The organism is Catenibacterium sp. (assembly GCF_052354645.1).
In the GTDB taxonomy this organism is placed as follows: Bacteria; Bacillota_I; Bacilli_A; order Erysipelotrichales; family Coprobacillaceae; genus Catenibacterium; species Catenibacterium mitsuoka_A.
This window is the reverse complement of record NZ_DAWDDM010000010.1, coordinates 1-15,462: the sequence shown is the minus strand read 5'-3', so window position 1 is coordinate 15,462 and position 15,462 is coordinate 1. Positions and strand designations below refer to the sequence as shown.

16 protein-coding genes and 1 pseudogene are annotated in these 15,462 nt (G+C 33.0%); 10 read left to right on the top strand and 7 right to left on the bottom strand.

Features of this window, described 5'->3' with window-relative positions; translation table 11 throughout:
* The 4 genes and pseudogenes from ACT8VG_RS01110 to ACT8VG_RS01095 all read right to left on the bottom strand — a co-directional run.
* Positions 1-94 (bottom strand): annotated as a pseudogene (locus ACT8VG_RS01110) (hypothetical protein); the annotation flags it as partial.
* A gap of 42 nt (positions 95-136) precedes the next feature.
* Positions 137-463 carry a type II toxin-antitoxin system RelE/ParE family toxin gene (locus ACT8VG_RS01105; protein ID WP_215657826.1) on the bottom strand — a complete coding sequence of 109 codons (327 nt, stop codon included), beginning with the start codon at positions 461-463 and terminating at the stop codon, positions 137-139.
* Positions 460-765 carry a type II toxin-antitoxin system RelB/DinJ family antitoxin gene (locus ACT8VG_RS01100; protein WP_217746961.1) on the bottom strand — a complete coding sequence of 102 codons (306 nt, stop codon included), beginning with the start codon at positions 763-765 and terminating at the stop codon, positions 460-462. Before ACT8VG_RS01100 ends, ACT8VG_RS01105 begins: the two co-directional genes overlap by 4 nt.
* Positions 766-909: 144 nt before the next feature.
* Positions 910-2,046 carry a DUF4825 domain-containing protein gene (locus tag ACT8VG_RS01095; RefSeq protein ID WP_444195037.1) on the bottom strand — a complete coding sequence of 379 codons (1,137 nt, stop codon included), beginning with the start codon at positions 2,044-2,046 and terminating at the stop codon, positions 910-912.
* A gap of 192 nt (positions 2,047-2,238) precedes the next feature.
* On the opposite strand from ACT8VG_RS01095, the gene rsmH reads away from it, so the two are divergent.
* Positions 2,239-3,285: a 16S rRNA (cytosine(1402)-N(4))-methyltransferase RsmH gene (gene rsmH, locus ACT8VG_RS01090; protein WP_444195036.1), complete on the top strand. Its 1,047-nt coding sequence runs from the start codon at positions 2,239-2,241 to the stop codon at positions 3,283-3,285.
* A 115-nt stretch (positions 3,286-3,400) separates the two neighbouring features.
* Here the strand turns inward: rsmH and ACT8VG_RS01085 are convergent, their stop codons facing one another.
* The 3 genes from ACT8VG_RS01085 to ACT8VG_RS01075 all read right to left on the bottom strand — a co-directional run bounded on the left by ACT8VG_RS01085 (position 3,401) and on the right by ACT8VG_RS01075 (position 5,636).
* Positions 3,401-4,192, bottom strand: a complete 792-nt coding sequence (locus ACT8VG_RS01085) for a MurR/RpiR family transcriptional regulator (RefSeq protein ID WP_006505392.1) — start codon at positions 4,190-4,192, stop codon at positions 3,401-3,403.
* Between the two features lie 51 nt (positions 4,193-4,243).
* Positions 4,244-4,789 carry an RDD family protein gene (locus ACT8VG_RS01080; RefSeq protein ID WP_006505393.1) on the bottom strand — a complete coding sequence of 182 codons (546 nt, stop codon included), beginning with the start codon at positions 4,787-4,789 and terminating at the stop codon, positions 4,244-4,246.
* Between the two features lie 124 nt (positions 4,790-4,913).
* Positions 4,914-5,636, bottom strand: coding sequence for a 6-phosphogluconolactonase (locus ACT8VG_RS01075; RefSeq protein ID WP_444195035.1), 723 nt, complete (start codon positions 5,634-5,636; stop codon positions 4,914-4,916).
* Positions 5,637-5,914: 278 nt separating this feature from the next.
* Here ACT8VG_RS01075 and ACT8VG_RS01070 point away from each other — a divergent pair, with 278 nt between their 5' ends.
* The 9 genes from ACT8VG_RS01070 (at position 5,915) to ACT8VG_RS01030 (ending at position 15,272) form a co-directional block, all read left to right on the top strand.
* Positions 5,915-7,276, top strand: coding sequence for a PTS sugar transporter subunit IIC (locus ACT8VG_RS01070; RefSeq protein ID WP_444195034.1), 1,362 nt, complete (start codon positions 5,915-5,917; stop codon positions 7,274-7,276).
* A 130-nt stretch (positions 7,277-7,406) separates the two neighbouring features.
* On the top strand, positions 7,407-8,663 hold the full coding sequence (locus tag ACT8VG_RS01065; protein WP_117458745.1) for an L-cysteine desulfidase family protein: 1,257 nt from the start codon (positions 7,407-7,409) through the stop codon (positions 8,661-8,663).
* Between the two features lie 305 nt (positions 8,664-8,968).
* Entirely contained in the window at positions 8,969-9,445 is a 477-nt protein-coding gene (locus tag ACT8VG_RS01060) for a PTS system mannose/fructose/N-acetylgalactosamine-transporter subunit IIB (protein WP_040389796.1), read from the top strand.
* Positions 9,446-9,463: 18 nt separating this feature from the next.
* The gene (locus ACT8VG_RS01055; RefSeq protein ID WP_444195033.1) at positions 9,464-10,261 is read left to right on the top strand and encodes a PTS mannose/fructose/sorbose/N-acetylgalactosamine transporter subunit IIC; all 798 of its coding nucleotides are present in this window, start codon (positions 9,464-9,466) and stop codon (positions 10,259-10,261) included.
* Positions 10,254-11,075 carry a PTS system mannose/fructose/sorbose family transporter subunit IID gene (locus ACT8VG_RS01050; protein WP_226793189.1) on the top strand — a complete coding sequence of 274 codons (822 nt, stop codon included), beginning with the start codon at positions 10,254-10,256 and terminating at the stop codon, positions 11,073-11,075. Before ACT8VG_RS01055 ends, ACT8VG_RS01050 begins: the two co-directional genes overlap by 8 nt.
* Positions 11,076-11,099: 24 nt before the next feature.
* Entirely contained in the window at positions 11,100-11,522 is a 423-nt protein-coding gene (locus ACT8VG_RS01045; protein WP_117458743.1) for a PTS sugar transporter subunit IIA, read from the top strand.
* On the top strand, positions 11,512-13,191 hold the full coding sequence (locus tag ACT8VG_RS01040; protein ID WP_288704434.1) for a glycoside hydrolase family 13 protein: 1,680 nt from the start codon (positions 11,512-11,514) through the stop codon (positions 13,189-13,191). The genes ACT8VG_RS01045 and ACT8VG_RS01040 overlap by 11 nt, the downstream gene beginning before the upstream one ends.
* Before the next feature lie 6 nt (positions 13,192-13,197).
* A complete protein-coding gene (locus ACT8VG_RS01035; RefSeq protein WP_187012865.1) occupies positions 13,198-13,950 on the top strand; it encodes a MurR/RpiR family transcriptional regulator in 753 nt (250 codons plus the stop codon).
* Between the two features lie 143 nt (positions 13,951-14,093).
* Positions 14,094-15,272, top strand: a complete 1,179-nt coding sequence (locus tag ACT8VG_RS01030; RefSeq protein WP_444195032.1) for an ATP-binding protein — start codon at positions 14,094-14,096, stop codon at positions 15,270-15,272.
* Positions 15,273-15,462: the final 190 nt, after the last annotated feature.

The following is a 15,462-nucleotide window of genomic DNA, read 5'->3' as shown; positions in this document are numbered from 1 at the left end:
AATTCTCTTCAATCATCTTTCTAGTAGTAGTGTAGGTACTTCCACTAAAGTTATATTGAATAGACTGTACATTGTCAATTAAAGAGAAGATAGAAACTGAATTTCTAGATTATAATGAAAATTGATTAGTTTAGATTTAATTACCTATTTTACTTAAATGCTCATCAATGTTACGACCACTATACATGACAGTAGCAATACGCACGATTTTCTCTTTTACAAAAGGAATATATAGAATAACGAAGTTATCTACAGGAAGAACTCTTATGCCTCTACTGTGCCATGGTTCATCCTCATAACGGCGGTATCGTTGAGGTAGTTCATCAAGAGATAAAATAGCATCCCATAAACGTTTGATTTGCTTTATTGCATTATCTGGTGAATTTAAATCAATTGAGATATACAAATAGATACTTCTTAAATCCTTGTCAGCTTGTTCAGTTAATTCTACATTGAATTTCATAAGTTAAAATCTTTTCGCATTTCATCAAATGCTTGCTTTGCAGGTTTTGTTTTTCCTTCTAAAATATCTGTATATCCTTTTTCTATTTTAGCATTTAATTCTTCTTTGCTGAGTGCACCCATGCAGACGGGTTTTTCGTACGGTAATCGTACTTCAAAGGGAAGTCCTTTTTTTAGGACGATTTGTTTAAAAAACATATCAATTGCATTTGAAGTAGGTATGCCAAGTGTAGATAATATTGTTTCTGCCTGTTCCTTTAATACAGGGTCAATTCTTGCATAAACGCTAGCTGATTTTGCCATAACAATGCCTCCTTTTGTTGTAATCGTCTTTGTTTCCTATTTTGATTTTACAATGATGTATTGATATTCGCAATACATTTTACCGAAGAGTTGGCAATTTCCTTAATGTTTAATATTTCATTTAAAAAGAGGGTTCAAACCCTCTTATAAACCTTTCTTCACAAATATCTTATTGAATATCCTTCTTGTAAATTCATCATCATTCATCTTGTTTTCTAAGTACTGATTAATGTTCTTCTCATTCTCTTTTACTTTTTCAAAATGTGGATAATTCTCTTCAATCATCTTTCTAGTAGTAGTGTAGGTACTTCCACTAAAGTTATACTGAATAGATTGTACATTATCAATTAAAGAGAAGATAGACACAGAATTATAGATCAGGCTCTTATTGATATAAAGCTCCTCATTATGATACCAGTCTGTCGCATTGTAGTTCACAGTGAGTCCTTGATTTTTAGAATCAATTTTAAAAACATAACCGTATTCATGCAAAGGCAGACTATTTAACAAGTTTCCTATATTGGAATTATTACCAATATAAGGATTCTTATACTTCTTAATATTGTGTATGCCACTCAATGGTCTGTTAAATACAGTTGTAGGAACAGTATCTTCTGTATATTTCTTTGCGCTATCTACAATATAATACTCATTCGGTGTGTTTTTATTTATTCTATAAACATTATAGAATGGGTTGTAGTAGGTTGTCACATTAGAAGTCTTGATCATATAAACATAGATAGGAGGTCTATGAGAAGTTATAACACCTACATAATCCATCAACATAAATCCACATAATATTGCAATAAATACTCCACTACTTATTAATAATCTATTTCTCTTCAACTCTTTTGATAACCCATAAACAAATACTATAATACCTACAATAGAGTAAATACAGCACCAGCTGCTTTCTTTATCTAATATCGCAAAGGTAGCAAAACATAGAAATGCGCCAAAAATCATAATGCCAATAGAAATCTTTCTTTTCTCTTGTACAAGCATATTCTTACTATAATTAATTGTATTCTTTAAGCTCTTTTCTGTTGTTTCCATGATTTTATCCTCCGTTATATATTTACCGTTGAGCAGTTCATTTAAAGAAATGTCCAAAGTTTCACTTAACGGAATCAGTAAAGACAAATCAGGCATATAGTTACCGTTTTCCCATCTAGAGATAGTCTTATTACTGACACCTAATATATTTCCTAGTTGTTCTTGAGTGAGACCCTTTCTTTTTCTATTCTCAGAAATGAACTTACCTATTTTCTTTGTATCCATAACGTTTCTCCTTTCATGAAAACTATAAAATAAAGCATGAAACAACAACACCCCACAAATAGCGAATCCACTATTTTTATTATATATATTATGAAGGGAAGAGGGAACAATCCTGTATATACAGAGTTTTATCTGACTTGTTTATTGTCTCTATTTTCGTTAATATAGTAGATGATGAAATGAGGTATAAAAATGACTGAACAGGTACATAAAAGAAGAAAAAGATATAAAGGAACACACCCTAAAAACTTCTCAGAGAAGTATAAAGAACTTAATCCAGAATTATATCCTGAAACAATAGAAAAGGTTATTTCAAAAGGAAGTACACCAGCAGGTATGCATATTTCTATCATGGTAGATGAAATACTAGAATTCTTAGATATTCAGCCAGGACAGATTGGTTTAGATTGTACTCTAGGATATGGAGGACATGCTTCTAAAATGATGGAAAAACTAGAGGGTCAGGGACACCTTTATGGATTAGACATCGATACTATTGAAATAGAAAAAACAACAGAGAGACTAAGAAATAAAGGTTATGGAGAAGACATCTTTACTCCTATTTTGACTAACTTTAGAAACATTGATCAAGTCAGTGAGAAGTATGGACCATTTGATTTTGTCTTAGCTGATTTAGGAGTATCTTCTATGCAGATTGATAATCCAGAAAGAGGATTCTCATATAAGAAAAATGGTCCATTAGACCTAAGACTTAACCCTAAAGCAGGTAGACCTGCTTATGAAATCTTAAAAGACTTATCAAGAGAAGAACTAGAACATATTCTTACAGAAAACTCAGATGAACCATATGCTGATATACTCGCTAAGAATATCTATTCTTTCATACGTTCTGGTATGGAAGTAGAAACAACTCAGCAGCTCTATAAGATCATTGATAAAACACTCAACTTTATTACTGATAAGAATAGAAAAGATATTGTGAATAAGACAGCTGCAAGAGTATTCCAGGCATTAAGAATAGAAGTGAATCAGGAATTTGAAGTATTATATGATTTTGTAGAGAAGCTCCCTCTTATTTTAAAACCAGGAGGAAAGGCTGCAATTCTTACATTCCATTCTGGAGAAGATAGAATTGTGAAGAAGTCTTTTAAAGAACTAAAGAATCTTGGTATTTATGAAGATGTATGTAGAAATGTGATTAGACCTTCTAGGGAAGAATGTCATCGTAATTCACGTGCCAAGTCTACTAAGATGAGATGGGCTATTAAAGCAAAATAGAATACTTGAATATCAGATATACAAGTGTTATGCTTTATTTGTAAATTTGAGAACAATTGCATCAAAACGAAAAGGTAAGGATCTGGTCATCCTTACCTTTTTCTGTGCTTTTATATTATTCAAGTTCTTTCAGCATTTTTGCATATTCTATACATATTGTATCTGCAATCGCTGTGAGTGAATAAGGGTGAGTTGCATAATCACCTCTGCTATCATAGCGTATATATTGATCTATAAAAGAATAATCTAATTCTTTATTAGATGTAATTAAACAGATCTTAGGTTTCTTGCTTTGGTGTTTAAAAGGTTTTGCACGTGGGAAAATACGATCAAAATAAGTACCAGAATCAGAGAACAAGATAATTAAAGTCTTTTCATCCGCATTTGTAATATATTCAGCCTGATCAGCTACTTTAATGGCAGTAAATACAGGTTTAGCACTTGTCTGCAAATCATATTGCAAGTTTAATGCAACATTTTCAGAATGCATATAACCAAATGCAGCTACTTTTTGATACTCATAAATATCATCGACTAAATCTTTAATATCATCTTCAATAGAGCTCTTTTCCAACATCTCTAGATTCTCAATTACACTTCTTACATAAGAAGTGAAAATAGAATCTTCATTACGTCCTTCATAGTTAAACTTATTAGAAAATTTGATTTTTTCTACTGAAAACTTCGCAACTTGATTTTTCAACTGATTAAAATCCCTTAAACCTATATCCCTGCAGAATCTAGAAATACTAGAATTAGACACATAACACGCTTTCGCAAGCTCAGTTAGAGTATAGTCTTCTAAATCACGAATATTCTCTATCATAAATTTCGCAATCTTATAATTATTAGAACCTTTAGGTTCACCATTTAATGTAGATAATAAAATAATAATTAAGTTAAACATGTACTCACCGTCCTGGGTATAATATGCCTTATTATACCATAGGACAGTTACTTATTGCTTGATAATTACAGTATGTGAAACTAAATCATGAAAACAACGTGTATCTTTTTGAAAATAAGCATATCCAATAGAAACAAGTGTCAATGCATAAGCAACATAAGTTAAAGGATTTACAATAGAAGTGAACTGTAAAAGAGAGGCAATCTTTCTTAAATAAGAAGGAATAATAGTAATACCTCCTTCAAGAAGAGTTGCACCGAGTAATTCTCTTAACATCATGTTTTTCATGCTTACATCTTTATGATCATAATCAATGACTTTGATCTTACATATCTTCTTACCTGGAGTCTGTCCTTTCCAGATATAAAGAGGAATGAATACATAATAAAGAACTCCAATAGTAATTGCGATTAAACATACAATAAGAGCTGTATTCAAACCATAAGCAGTTAACTCAAACATCTCTGGTTTAAACTGACTATCTTTTCTTAAAAAGAATGTGATAGGAATAGAAGCCAACATATTAGTAATATACCAGTCAATTATTAATGCGACTGTTCTTCTTAATCTTAACTCTACAATATCCATCTTACTCATATATAGGACCTCCTGTTTATTCAAGTATATCAATTCATAATTGATCAGTAATCTCGTTTCCAATTCTTGGAAAACCTTTCCGGAATATAAAAAAAGAAAGTTCCGAAGAACTTTCTATAAAGACTTATAGTCTTTTGTAATCGTCCATGTTTAATTCAGAAGCTGCATCTTTATCACAGATCAATGTCATATTAGGATGAAGCTTTAAAACAGTAGATGGTAATTCATCTGTAATAGTTGAATCAAGAACCTGTTTTAAGATACCTGCTTTTTCCTTACCATTTACAATCATCACTAAGTGTTTAACCTTCATTAAGCTCTTAGGACCCATTGTAAGACTGAATGGAAGATTTTCTCTCTTTGGGTAATCAGGGTTTGCTTTATTCTTAGTAGCACGATCCATTGCATAAGAATATGAATCCATTGGTGTACATCTAGGACAGTTACTGCAGAAATGACCATCATAACCAAGACCAATAACCATGACATCAATACCACCTGCACGGCTGATTTCTTCATCATATGTTTCCCAGTTTTCCATAGTCATATCATGAATTTTTTCTTCTGGAATATTTGCTTCTTCGAAGAATAATTTCTGCATTTCTTCCCAGTTAGGACCATAAGGCTTACCATCCATGTATGGTGCTTCATCGAATAAATAATATTCGATATCCTTGAACTTTTCCTGATCTCTTACTTCTGGAGCTAACATCTTGTAAAGTTCAATAGGACTTCTGCCTGATGTAAGAGAAATATTCACTCTCTTATCCTGCATCATAGCACCAAGTAAGATGTGCAATGCACTTTCACTCATTTTCTGAGTGTTTTCTTCAACGATTAATTTCATAATAAATTCCTCCTGTATTTCACAAGAAGATAAAACTCACACACTTCACATTATAAGCATCAAACTCTTTCTGTCAACCTATAAAAATTAAAAATATGTAGTATATATCAATGTAATTTTGAATGCGTATTATACTTATAGAAATTTATTTCGCAAGTTATTTCCACGATTTGGAAAGTTCTTCTATCATATGGAAAGGTGTTTTATATATTGGAAAACACAAGATTTTTTTAACTTACCCAAGATATAATGTATCCAACGAGAAGGGAGGACTCGACATGAACTTCATGGAAAAATTCAATGAACTAGCAAACCGCACACTAGTGCCTATTGCAGACAAGTTAGCTAACCAAAGACATCTTGCTGCAATTCGTGATGGAATGGTTGTTGCTATTCCACTATCAATCATGGGAGGTGCTTGCTTAATTGTATCAACACCACCATTCAAACCTGAAACTCTACCAAACTGGGGTTTCATCACTACCATGCTTACAGGATGGTACAACTGGGCTCAGGCCAATAAAGCTGCATTATTATTACCATATAATATGACAATGGCTTTAATGGGACTATTTATTGCTTTCTCTATTTCTTATCATTTAGCTAAGAAATACAAAATGCCAAGCTTAAATGCAGCTGTTGTTTCTACTGCAGTATTCTTAATCGTATCTGCACCAACTACTTCTGCTGTCCCAGCTAATCTCATTACTGACGGCAAATCAGCCACTGATCTACTTGCACTTGCGGGAAGTTATCTACCAACAACTTATCTGGATGCAAAGGGTATCTTTACAGCTATTATCGTTTCTATCGGATGTGTAGAAATCATGAACTTCTTATTTAAGAAGAATGTTCGTATTAAGATGCCTGAAGGCGTTCCACCTGCAATCAGTTCATCATTCGATGCAATCTTACCACTTTTTATCTGTGTTATCATATTCTATGCATTATCATTATTTGTACAGAATATCAGTGGTCAGTTATTACCAAGTATGATTATGACAGTACTTGCACCTGCGGTATCTGGTCTAGATTCATTAGTAGGTATCTGTTTAATTACTATCATTGCTCAGACATTCTGGTTCTTTGGTTTACATGGCGAAAGTATCACTCAGCCAATCAGATTACCATTCATGCAGATGTATTTAATTACTAATATCGCAGCATATAGTGCTGGTAAACCATTAGTACACTTCTTTACTCAGCCATTCTGGTCATATATTATCGCATTAGGTGGCGGAGGTGCTACTTTAGGATTATGTATTCTATTAGTTAGATCTAAATCAGTTGAATTACGTACTTTAGGTAAGCTTTCAATTGGTCCAGCATTCTTCAATATCAATGAACCAATCATCTTTGGTTTACCAATGGTATTAAATCCAATTATGATGATTCCATTTATTTTTGTGCCAGTTGTTAACTCTATTATTGCCTATACATGTATGGCATTAAATATCGTTGGAAAGGGTGTTATTGAGACACCATGGACAACACCAGCACCTCTTGGTGCAGCATTAGGATGTATGGATGTAAAAGCCGGTATCATGGTTATAGGGCTAATCATTTTAGATATGGCGCTTTACTATCCATTCGTTAAATTATTAGAAAAACAAAAGTTAGAAGAAGAAAATTCAAAATAATTAAAACAAGAAATAAAACTCACACACACATAAAATTGAATAACCTTAAATATTTTGTGAAAGACTGCAACCCCACAGCAGTCTTTTTAATTTGTGATAAACCTTGTATACTGTAAACAAGGAGAATCATATGAGAAAAGAAGAACTAATAGACTTATTGAAGAAGGATGTAGTCCCTGCATTAGGATGTACAGAACCAGTCTGTGTCGCATTATGTGCAGCTTATGCATCTCAACAGTTAAATAATCCAATAACTAAAATAGAGTTAGATGTTAATAAAGGAATATATAAAAATGGGATGTCTGCAGGTATACCACATTGTGAACATGTAGGTCTAGAGTATGCTGCTTCTATCGGGGCATTATTAAAGAACCCAGAAAAACAGCTGACTCTATTTGAAGATATAGAGTCAGATACAATTACACAAGCTGAATTATTAGTGCCCCATGTTTCTATCACAATTAATGATTCAGCATCTATTCATGTAAAATGTACTCTTTATACATCTAACGATACAGTGACATGTATGATTAAAGAGGCACATACAAATATAGTTTATCTAGAAAAGAATGGAATTGTATTAGAAGAGAAGACAACTCAAGAAACAAACAATACACCCACTGTGATTGATGAACTCAAAGAAATGAAAATATCAGACATACGTTCTTTGGTGGATTTAATGACAGTGGATGAACTTGAATTCCTATTAGATGGTATAGAAATGAATGACCAATTATCACAATATAAAGGAACAACCTATTTGAGTGATTCGTTCAATCATTCATTATTCTCTGAAGACTTGTTAACTAGAATAATAAGGAAAGTTACTGCAGCTGCTGAAAATAGACTAGATGGCTGTCCACTTCCTGCAATGAGCAGTTCGGGCGCAGGTACAAAAGGACTCGTAGTTTCTATCCCGGTGAATGAAGTGGCAGAAGAACTACACGTATCACTAGAAAAGAAAGTCAAAGCACTTGCGCTTACGCATCTAGTAAATAGATATATTAATGCACATATTGGGAAATTATCGCCTATGTGCACATGTGTCATGGCTTCTTCTACATCTGCTTCTGTAGGTATCGCTTATCTCTTAGATGCATCAGATGATCAGATAGGGTATTGTATACGTAATATGACAGGAACTGTAACTGGTATGATTTGTGATGGTGGAAAAGTAGGATGTGCATTAAAGGTGTCTATAGGTTCTACGGCTGCACTTATGTGTGCAACAACTGCAGTTAATAATGCAGTATTAAGAGAAAGTGATGGAATTTGTGCAGCAACAGCTGAACAATGTATTCAAAATATGGCGCGCATTGGGAAAAATGGAATGGAAAGAGTAGATGAAGAAATCATCGCAATTATGAAAAGTAAAGAGTGTCAATAGCGAGAAGGTGGTCCAAGGATCATCTTCTTTTTGCATATAATGGCACATTTTAATAATTAAAGTGAATAAAGTATGAAGTGTCAGTTGATTAAAATAACCTTGTATATATCATAAAAAATGAATTGTATAAAAATAATATTACTATTCTAAAACATCATAATGGAACATTTCCCTTATCTTTGACACCTATTCCAAAAGTTTGTGCCACGTCCCAGAAGGGGCCTGAAATATTGAAAGTGTTTGCATTGTTGGGTAAACTAGGACTCGTCAAAACAAATGAAAGCAATTTCAAGGAGGAAACAGAAATGAGTTTAGTATTAGCAAGAATCGACCAGAGATTAATTCATGGTATTGTTGTTACGCAATGGGCAGGTGCAACACAGGCAAAAAGATTAATGGTAGTCGATGATGAAGTAAGTAAGGATGAAGTTCAAAAATCAGCTATGAGAATGAGTAAGCCAGTGGGGACTGGGATGTCAATCATTGATACAGAAACAGCTATTAAGAACTTCAACGCAGGTAAGTATGATAGCCATAATGTATTCATGATTGTAAGAGAACCATCTACATTAGTTAAGTTAGCTGAAGGTGGTGTTAAGATTCCTAAAGTAAATATTGGTATTATCTTCGATGGGGAAGGTAAGACAACAGTGAAGAAGATGGTTTCAGTCAATGAAGAAGAAGTGAATGATTTAAAGAAATTACAGTCTATGGGTATTCCAGTGACATTCCACTTCGTACCAAGCGAAGCAGAAGAACCACTAGAAACATATATTAAATAATCAAGGGGGATAAGAAGTATGCAGGTTATTCAAGGAGTATTAATCGTATTATTATCAATGTGGATGGTTTTAGACCAGCAGGGTATTGTTATTACAACATGGTTCCCAATCATGGTTGCATTCTTTGCAGGATTGATTATGGGGGATATGAAAACTGCCATGATTATTGGTGGTACATTCCAGTTAATGAACTTAGGTGTTGCCAACATCGGTGGTTCATCAGTGCCTAACTGGGGTCTTGCGACAGTAGTTGGTATTTATGTTGCATGTAGAACTACAAATGATGTGGCTCAGGTAAAAGCAGTTGCCTTAGCAGTAGGTGTACCAGTCGGTATGCTTGGTATTCAGTTAGATGTATTCGCAAAGTTATTAAACACTTATGTAACACATGCAGCAAAGAAAGCATGTAATGAAAAGAAGTTTGGGAAGATGAACAGAATTCTTAGGATTGGTACTATGATCTTCGCTTTATCTACAGGTTTACCAACAGCTTTATGTGTATTATTTGGTGATGCAATCGTTAATGTTATCTTAAAATCAGTTCCAGTATGGTTCACAAATGGTCTATCTATCGCAGGGAATATGTTACCAGTTGTAGGTATCGCATTATTGTTACAGGTTATGCCTGCTAAGAAGTACTTATCAATGTTGATGATTGGTTTTGTCTTCTCAGCTTACTTAAATGTACCAATGTTAGGTGTATCTATTATTGGTTTAGCTATTGCTTACTATTTCTTTACAACACAGGTCAATAAAGCACCAGTGGTCGCAGCAGAAGGTGCAGTAATCGAAGAAGGAGATGATTGGGATGAATAAAGAAATACAGACAACAGAAGTTGTTACAAAGAAAGATCTTACAAAAGCCGCAGTACGTTACATGTTTATGGCATGTAATACATATAACTATGAAAACCATCAGGGGCCAGCAGTTGTATTTGGATTAGAGAAGGTTTTAAGAAAGATTCATAAGAATAATGATGATGACTATGTTGCATCACTAAATAACCACTTTAAATATTTCAATACTACAACTTGGATGGCTAATATCTTACTTGGTGCAAGTGTTGCCATGGAAGAAAAAGATGGTGTAGAAGCATTAGATACAGTACAGAACTTTAAGACAGGTATGATGGGTCCTCTTGCAGGTATCGGTGATACTTTAATCTGGGTACTATATCCAACAATCATGGGGTCTATTGCAGCTTATATGGGACTTGAAGGTAACCCTACAGGTGCACTCATCTGGATGTTACTTAATGTGATTTTCTTCTTCTTTAGAATTAAGTTATTCCATTTAGGATATGATTCAGGTTTAAAGCTTATTACTACATTAGGTGATAAGTTATCAGTCTTCACAGAAGCAGCATCTATCATGGGTCTAACAGTTATTGGGGCATTAATCCCTTCAGTTGTTAAGATGTCATTAGGTCTTGTCTTTAAGTCAGGTAAAGTAAAACTTGCTATTCAGACAGGTGTCTTAGATAAGATCATGCCTGCTTTATTACCAGTTGCACTTACATTTGTTGTTTATAAATTACTTGCATCTAAGAAACTTACTGTTATTCAGGTCATCTTCTTAATTATCATTCTTGCATTAGTTTGCTCATTCTTTGGAATTCTAGCTCTCTAATCAAAGTTTTCGGGGGAAAAGTCTATGAGAAAAATCGTTCTAGCCAGCCATCATTTACTTGCTGATGGTTTAAAAGATACAATCCAGTATCTTATGCCAACTTTAACTGATATCCAGTCAGTGAGTGCTTATATGGATAATGTACCTGTTGAAAAACAGTTAAAAGAAGCACTTGGAGAAATCAATGAAGATAATGAATACATCATCTTCACTGATATGCTTGGGGGTAGTGTGAATCAGGAAGCAGTCAAATATTTACAGTATCCTAATGTATATGTGATTACAGGGATGAATTTACCTATTGTATTAAGTGTCTGTTTATCATTAGCAAGCTGTGAAAAAGTGAATGAGGATGTCATTAGAAATGCGATTGATGATGCAAAGTCACAGATTGTTTATGTCAACGATGTTATGAAAAATATGGGGGTTGATGAAGATGATGAATAAAGATTGGTGGAAAAGCAGCGTTGTTTATCAGGTTTATCCACAAAGTTTTAATGATACCAACAATGATGGGGTTGGTGATTTAAAAGGTATTACTGAAAAACTTCCTTATTTATCTAAATTAGGTATTGATGTTATCTGGTTAAATCCTATCTATGAATCACCATTAGTAGATAATGGTTATGATATTGCGAACTATAGAAAGATCAATCCAATGTATGGCACAATGGAAGATTTTGATGAACTATTAGAAACAGCACATAGTATGAATATTAAGATTATTATGGACTTAGTTGTTAATCATACAAGTGATCAGCATGAATGGTTCTTAAAGTCTAAGTCTTCTAAGGATAATGAATATTCTGATTTCTATATCTGGAAAGATCCTAAGGAAGATGGCAGTGAACCAACAAACTGGGGTGCTACTTTTGGCGGTGCTGCATGGACTTATGTTCCTGAAAGAAAACAGTATTATCTACATTGTTTTGCGCCTGGACAACCTGATTTAAACTGGGAGAATCCTAAAGTGAGAGAAGCTGTTTATAATGAAATGAGATTCTGGTTAGATAAAGGTATTGATGGTTATAGAATGGATGTTATTTCTTTATTAAGTAAGAGACAGGACTTCCCAGATGCCTTACCAGGAGAATATGATTATGCAAAATCATATTATAAAGGAGCTTCTAATGGACCTCGTATTCATGAATTCTTACAGGAAATGAATAGAGAAGTCTTATCACACTATGATGTGATGACGGTAGGAGAAACAGCCAATACCAATGTTCAGCAGGGTAAGCTTTATACTGATCCTTCTAGACATGAATTAAACATGGTATTCCAGTTTGACCATATGCATTTAGATTATGGTGAATATGGAAAGTTCTCTGATGTAAAGTTTAAACTCAGTGATTTAAAGAAGAGCTTATCAACATGGATCAATGATTTAGGTGATGGATGGAATTCACTTTATTGGGATAACCATGACCAGCCTAGAAACGTGACTCGTTTTGGTGATGATGGAGTATATCGTGTAGAATCAGCTAAAATGTTAGCTACTCTTCTACATATGATGAAGGGCACACCTTATGTCTTCCAGGGGGATGAATTAGGTATGAAAGATGTACCTTTTACATCACTTGACCAATATAAAGATATTGAAACAGTCTTTATGTGTCAGAAGATGAAAGATAAAGGCGAAGATGAAGAAACAATTAAGAAATATGCTTATTTAAGTTCAAGAGATAATGCAAGAACACCATTCCCTTGGAATGGAGAAGAAGGTTCAGGCTTCTCTGATGCAAAGCCTTGGATTGATTATTCACCTGATAACAAGTTCATCAATGCAGAAGATGAATTAAAAGATCCAAATTCTGTCTTCTATTATTATCAGAAATTAATTCGTTTAAGAAAAGAAAATCCTATAATTGTTTATGGATCTTATAAACTATTAGACGAAGAAGATTCAGATATCTTCTCATATGAAAGAGAATATGAAGGTAAGAAGTTACTTGTAGTATGTTCTTTCGCAAAAGAGAAGGTAAGATATACATTGCCTGATGACTATAAGGATGCAGAAATTCTTATTGGAAATTATGAGAATGTATTGAAAACAGATGATAAAAATATTATTCTAAACCCATATCAAGCAGTAGTTTATCTAACAAAGGGGTAATGAGATATGGACTTTGACACACAAGCAGGACTTATTTATTCAACACTAAGTGATAATGAAAAAGACATGATTCAATATATCAGAAATCATAAATCTGATGTTGTAGACATGCCTATTAATGAACTTGCGAAGGTTCTGCTTTCGTCAAAGAGTTCTGTATTACGTTTGGCACAGAAGCTAGGCTATACAGGTTATTCAGAATTAAAGTATTCTTTAAAGAAGGATATAGTGAAGAAAGCAGTTGTTCCTACAGATTTGGTTGAAAAATTTAGAAAAGAGATTGATAAAACATTTGAATATGCATCGCAGGTAAACTTTGCTACATTGATTTCCGAAATCCATAAAGCACGACAAGTCATTTTGTATGCGACGGGTTTTACTCAGAACAACTACACAAAACAGTTCTCCAGTGAGCTATTCATGGCAGGGCGTTCAAATTATATTGTATCTGGTGAAACTAATTTTGAAGTCATCTCACACTCCCTAACTAGTGATGATTTTGTCATTATTATTTCATTGTCAGGTAATACACCAGGTATCAGAACAACAGTAAATGCACTGAATATGAAGGATATACCTATTCTTTCTATAACTGAGCTAGGAAAGAATTTCCTTGTAGAAAATTCAGATTATCAGCTTTACTATAATACAACAGAATTTCCTCTTGAGGATGAACATATCATTTCTATGAATGCAGTAGGAATTGTTCTTACTATTCTTGCAAGAAAATATCAAGAATTCGCATTCTTTGATGAGTAAAGTCAGACTTAATGGTCTGGCTTTTTTGCGTGTTATAGACTTTACGAATATATATGTTAAATCAAGGTTAAATCTTATTCCGAAAAAATGAAAATAATTCATTTTTTCGGAATAAGAAGGTATAATATATATGGGTGAATGAAATGAAACTTTTAGAAAGAAACTATTTAACAAAAATTATTAATGTAATTGGAACTCCTGATATTAAAGTGATTACGGGTATTAGAAGATCTGAAAAATCATGTCTGTTACTACAATTTATGGAATATATAAATCAAACTGATAAAGACGCGAATATTATTTTTGTTGATTTCAATTCTTTAAGTGCAGAGCCGTATTTAGAATACCATGCATTAAATAATTATATAGAAGGTCAATATAAATCTAACAAGAATAATTATGTATGTATAGATGAAGTTCAAATGTGCAGTGGCTTTGAGAAAGTCATAAATAGTCTACATAGTAGTATGAAATATGATATTTATATTACTGGTTCGAATGCATTTCTATTAAGTAGTGATTTGGCTACTTTATTTACCGGTAGAACGTATGAAATAGAAATATTTCCTTTTTCTTATAAAGAATGTCTAAAATATTATGCTGGGCAGTATTCACTTGATAGATACGTGAGAGAAGGTGGAATGCCTGGAACTTTGCTTTATCGTGAAAAAGATGATAAGTATAAATACATACGAGATGTTTTTGAGACGCTTATTATAAGGGACATAACTAATAAATATTCGATGAGAAACAAAGAAGTTATTCATGATTTAGCGTACTTTATGATGGATAACATTAGTTCTTTGACATCAGCAAATAATATATCTAAATCATTAGCAAATGCTAATATTAAAATAACAGATAAGACTATAAAATTGTATATGCAATATTTGAAAGATTCATACTTGTTTTATAAAGTTAGAAGGTATGATATAAAAGGGAAAAAATATTTGGCAACAAATGATAAGTATTATTTGTCCGACCATTCTTTCAGATATGCTATTATAGGAACAAAAAACATGGACTATGGCAGAGTATATGAAAATATCGTTGCGATTGAATTGCTTAGAAGAGGGTATGAAGTTTATGTTGGTAAACTTTATAAAAAAGAAGTTGATTTTGTGGCTATAAAACAAAATGAGAAGATTTATTTTCAAGTAAGTGATGATATTTCGAATCAGAAAACTTTCGATAGAGAAGTTACTTCACTATTAGAAATACAAGATGCATATCCTAAAATCTTATTGGCTAACACACATCATGATGAATATCAGTATGAAGGTGTAAAAATAATTGATATTGAAGAATGGTTAAAATTGTAAATATAAATGATTTGAATGCAGATAAGATAATAAATAAACGTTTTACTTTATGCTTGTGAATCCTTCTAGCCTATGGGAGGCTGTAACGGGTAAATAACTAATTATAGTTTCAGAAACAGTAAAAGGCGGATCGAAGTCCTGCTGGTCATGAGTTTGAGGTGGATAAGGTAACTACTGATACAAGGGGCGT